This window comes from Flavobacterium sp. P1_E4, assembly GCF_056405915.1.
Genome location: NZ_JBFUBE010000047.1, coordinates 1 through 4321 on the forward strand (window position 1 = coordinate 1; position 4321 = coordinate 4321).

The 4321-nt window shown below is 33.2% G+C and carries 7 protein-coding genes; all 7 read left to right on the plus strand.

Annotated elements, in window-relative coordinates; translation table 11 throughout:
- The first annotated feature begins 238 nt into the window (after positions 1-238).
- The 7 genes from AC1DY0_RS18785 to AC1DY0_RS18815 all read left to right on the plus strand — a co-directional run bounded on the left by AC1DY0_RS18785 (position 239) and on the right by AC1DY0_RS18815 (position 3997).
- A complete protein-coding gene (locus tag AC1DY0_RS18785; protein ID WP_477190111.1) occupies positions 239-439 on the plus strand; it encodes a hypothetical protein in 201 nt (66 codons plus the stop codon).
- A 340-nt stretch (positions 440-779) separates the two neighbouring features.
- Positions 780-1049, plus strand: coding sequence for a hypothetical protein (locus AC1DY0_RS18790; RefSeq protein ID WP_477190112.1), 270 nt, complete (start codon positions 780-782; stop codon positions 1047-1049).
- Positions 1046-1513 carry a macro domain-containing protein gene (locus tag AC1DY0_RS18795; RefSeq protein ID WP_477190116.1) on the plus strand — a complete coding sequence of 156 codons (468 nt, stop codon included), beginning with the start codon at positions 1046-1048 and terminating at the stop codon, positions 1511-1513. The genes AC1DY0_RS18790 and AC1DY0_RS18795 overlap by 4 nt, the downstream gene beginning before the upstream one ends.
- Positions 1514-1671: 158 nt before the next feature.
- A complete protein-coding gene (locus AC1DY0_RS18800; RefSeq protein WP_477190113.1) occupies positions 1672-2415 on the plus strand; it encodes a hypothetical protein in 744 nt (247 codons plus the stop codon).
- Positions 2416-2584: 169 nt separating this feature from the next.
- Positions 2585-2824, plus strand: a complete 240-nt coding sequence (locus AC1DY0_RS18805) for a hypothetical protein (RefSeq protein WP_026984748.1) — start codon at positions 2585-2587, stop codon at positions 2822-2824.
- Positions 2825-2921: 97 nt separating this feature from the next.
- On the plus strand, positions 2922-3314 hold the full coding sequence (locus tag AC1DY0_RS18810; RefSeq protein WP_477190114.1) for a hypothetical protein: 393 nt from the start codon (positions 2922-2924) through the stop codon (positions 3312-3314).
- Between the two features lie 164 nt (positions 3315-3478).
- Positions 3479-3997, plus strand: coding sequence for a DUF4304 domain-containing protein (locus AC1DY0_RS18815; RefSeq protein ID WP_477190115.1), 519 nt, complete (start codon positions 3479-3481; stop codon positions 3995-3997).
- The last annotated feature ends 324 nt before the right edge of the window (positions 3998-4321 follow it).

Below are 4321 nucleotides of genomic sequence, written 5' to 3' on the forward strand. Positions count from 1 at the left end.
AGTTGATGAAGAATCAATCGCACAAATATTGAAATAAAAACTGGTGCTAACAGCCACTACAACGGATTTGGGCATTGGGTTTAATAGAAAGATGGTTTTGTATTTGGGATGATTTGGCAAATCCGAAAATAGGGCTTAATTTAGTCCCAAACCCGCTGTAGTGCCAAGACGTTAGCGGTCAGTTTAGCAAAAGAAACAGATGATAATAAAACAATTAAATATTATTAATGAGTAGATTATGAAAACACTGTATATTTTTATCCTGTTTGTTTTTATTTTATTTATTGTGGGGATTTGGGATATTAAAAAAAGCTTTGAAAATTATAAAAATTCACCATCCTATGGGACAATAAGTGGATTTTATAGCAGTATAGGAGCAATCGTTTTAAGTGTGATTCTTTTAATTTTATTTCTATTAGGTTATATCAAAGTTGACTAAAACGGAATGTTTTGACTATTTCCTTTCACAAATACTGCAGGAGAATAGCCCTATGAGATTGGCAACAATAGAATTGGCAGTTGAAATATAAACCGGAATTAAACGGCGACTTGAAAAGTTAGATTTAGCAGTAGAAAAACTAAAGTTATAATTGAAAAAATGACCTTTAAAATTTGAAAGTTGGAGACAAAAAACCGAACCGCTAACAGCTACTACAACGGATTTGGGCATTTGGCTTAACGGGAAGTTGGTTTTGTATCAGGGAGATTTGGCTAATCCGAAAATAGGGCTTAATTTAGTCCCAAACCCGCTGTAGTACCAGAACGTTACCAGTAACCCTATGACAACATTATATTACAAAAGACATTTTAACGAAAGTCGGATTGAAAAATTCGAAACTTGGGGAACTTGTGACTATTATCTTGAATCAAATCAGAAAGGAGAAATACTTCGACAAATTGAAGTTTATGAGAATGGAAAAATATTAAAATATAGTGAAGAATTAATAGAAGATGAGTTTGGATTTCTTGCAGACCAAAAAATCGACCTTTTAGAATTTGAAGAATTCACTATAAACAAAATAGACTTTGAATATCAATGGGAAAAGTGATTAATTATATTGTAGGAGATGCTACAAATCCGAAAATAATCGGTAATAAAATCATTGTCCATATTTGTAATGACATTGGAGGTTGGGGAAAAGGATTTGTAATGGCAATTTCTAAACGTTGGGCAGAACCTGAGAAAAAATATAGGGAGTGGTTTAAATCACAAAACAACTTCTTACTTGGACAAACACAATTTGTAAAAGTCGAAGACGATATTTGGATTGCAAATTTAATTGGACAGCATAGAATAAATATAGATGAAAATGGTAATGCTCCAATTCGTTACGATGCAATAAAAATTGGACTTGAAAAAGTTGCTCAATTTGCAAAAGAAAATAATACATCTGTCCATATGCCAAGAATTGGTTGCGGACTTGCAGGTGGAACCTGGGACAAAATAGAACCACTAATTCAAAAATCTTTATTGAACAATGAAATAGAAACTTATGTTTATGACATTAAGTGAGTAAAAGGGCTACTGGTAACAGCTACTACAACGGATTTGGGCAATAGGCTTAATGGAAAGTTGGTTTTGTATTTGGGAGATTTGGCAAATCCGAAGAATGGGCTTAATTTAGTCCCAAACCCGCTGTAGTACCAAGACGTTACCAGTAAACGACAAAAGTGCTAAAAAACAACAAAACTATTTCCGAAAATTACGCCCTCTTAGGCAAGTTGATTAATGAACATTTAGATTTATTTCCTGATAAGAAAAAAACTCTTGAAATCTGTCACACAGGAAAATTTCTAATGTTCTTTGATAACTTAACGATTCTCGAAGTTACTGAAAAACCAGACTTCATTCTATTCGATGGAAATAACCAAATAGGACTTGAACATCAAATAATTGTTGAATCAAAATCGAAAGAAAGAGAAGGTTTTTTTGAAAATATTTTTTCATTGGCCGAAATTGAATTGAAAGAAGATAGAGAATTACCAAACTTTCTTGCTACCTGTTACATCGAACCTTACGCAAATTTTAAACTAAACGAAAAAGAGTATTTAATTGAAACGGTAAAAAAGGTTGTTAAAGAATATGTTCTTAATAACAACTTCATTGAAAACCCACTAATTGAAAGTCTATTTATTCAACCTCATACACAGAAAAACATTCATGCAAATATGGGTGCTTGGTGGCAAAAAAATATTACTTTAGAAGCTATCGAAAATGCAATCAAAAAGAAAAATGCTAAAATTTCAACTTATAAAGAAAAAGGAATAAATACTCAATGGTTATTGCTAGTAATAGGTAGCAGTGGAGATAGTTCGTTTGAAATGGACAAAAACTTGAAATTGGAAATGGAAACAGAGTTTGATAAAGTTTTCGTTTTAGAAGATTTAAGAAACGTATTATATGAATTGAAATAAAATACTACTGGTAACAGCCACTACAACGGATTTGGGCATTTGGCGTAATGGAAAAATGGTCTTGTATTTGGATGATTTGGCAAATCCGAAAATAGGGCTTAATTTAATCCCAAACCCGCTGTAGTGCCAGAACGTTAGCACCAATTTTAGAACGATACACCAATAAATAATGGAAGGAATTAGAATTACAAAGGACAATATCAAGAATTGGCCAAAGTTTGAAGCATTACTTAACGATGGAAAGATAAAGTTCGACTCAACTGGAAGACTTAGATATTTACATGGTGCGCCTATTGGCGACTTAATTCAAACAAGAACTGACAAAAAAGGACAACCAATCTTTCGAGAAAATGCAGAAGAATGGTTCGACCCAGAAAGTCAAAAAGCAAAAGAATTTATTTGGGAATAGAATTGGTTTTGTATTTGGGATGATTTGACAAATCCGAATAATGGTCTTAATTTAGTCCGAAACCCGCTGTAATACCAGAACGTTAGCACCAATTATTATGACAACTGCACAAAAAGAAATACTTGATAAATTAAGAACCTATTTGGAAAAGAATCCAAGCCAAAGATTTGGACAAGCGCTTTTTAATTTAGGAATTAATCAGTTCAAGGAAAATGAAGAATTTCAATTGAGAGACATTTATAGCGACGCAGATTCAGAAATTTTAAATAGAATTGAAAACCGAATTAAATGGTTTGACTTACAAGAAAAAGTGAAAATTGGAGTTGCAAAAGTTGACGGAATTGGAGGAATGACAGTTAACGAGAGATTATATGCTTCAGATTTGAGTGAACTATTTTATGAAGCAAGAGAAAATAACAAAGAACAAGCAGAATTTATATTGAAAGCGCTAAAAGTTGATGAAGAATCAATCGCACAAATATTGAAATAAAAACTGGTGCTAACAGCCACTACAACGGATTTGGGCATTGGGTTTAATAGAAAGATGGTTTTGTATTTGGGATGATTTGGCAAATCCGAAAATAGGGCTTAATTTAGTCCCAAACCCGCTGTAGTGCCAAGACGTTATAGGCAAGCATACACCAACATAATTCAATGAATACAGCAAAAGACATACAGAACGACTTTATAAAAACTTATTTGAAACCGACATTGAAAGAACACGGTTATAAAACAAGTGGACTGACTTGGTGGAAAAGCATGGGAGACTTTTTTATTGTTATTAACCTTCAAAATTCTCAATGGAATAGCAAAGAAGAGCTTAGCTTTTGTTTAAATATTGGCGTTGCGTTGACAGATAAACTTGCTGACAAAGAAAAAAAGAAAGCAACATATTTTGACTTGACAGCACAAGTCCGGGAAGATGCTTACTTGACTGAGGAAAGACAACAAGCAAAAAAATCTCATGGAGGTTGGCTTGGCTTTAAAATCACCGACACAACCGACGTGGAAGAATTTATTACAGATTTTAAAATTGACTTGGAAGACAACATCTTGAAGATACTTAATGGTTTTAAAACGCTATCCGATTGTGTCATTTTTTATGAGAAGTTTGGTTTCTGGGGTGACAATTTAAAAAGACAAATTGAGAGCTGTGGACTGAAATTAAACTGACGAAAATGCCTGCCTATAACAGCTACTACAGCGGATTTGGGCATTAGGCTTAATGGGAAGTTTGTTTTGTATTTGGAATGATTTGGCAAATCCGAAGAATGGGCTTGATTTAGACCCAAACCCGCTGTAGTACCAAGACGTCAGGCTGTGAAAAAACCTCTTTTTTTTCTCAAAATCTTCAAATTTTACAATCCTACAATTCAAATAAAGCCTTCTGAGAAGGCTCTTTTTTTAAGCTACTAATTTTATCGGATAAAAATTGTGCCTTGCATTTAGCTTTAAATAGATCACTTTTATTAAAAACAAGACTTTTGCCTTGTAGGG

Bases quoted from the DNA above. Each gene is read 5' to 3' on its own strand.
- AC1DY0_RS18805 (WP_026984748.1), top strand. From the start codon at position 2,585: ATGGAAGGAATTAGAATTACAAAGGACAATATCAAGAATTGGCCAAAG.
- AC1DY0_RS18810 (WP_477190114.1), top strand. From the start codon at position 2,922: ATGACAACTGCACAAAAAGAAATACTTGATAAATTAAGAACCTATTTG.
- AC1DY0_RS18790 (WP_477190112.1), top strand. From the start codon at position 780: ATGACAACATTATATTACAAAAGACATTTTAACGAAAGTCGGATTGAA.
- AC1DY0_RS18785 (WP_477190111.1), top strand. From the start codon at position 239: ATGAAAACACTGTATATTTTTATCCTGTTTGTTTTTATTTTATTTATT.
- AC1DY0_RS18815 (WP_477190115.1), top strand. From the start codon at position 3,479: ATGAATACAGCAAAAGACATACAGAACGACTTTATAAAAACTTATTTG.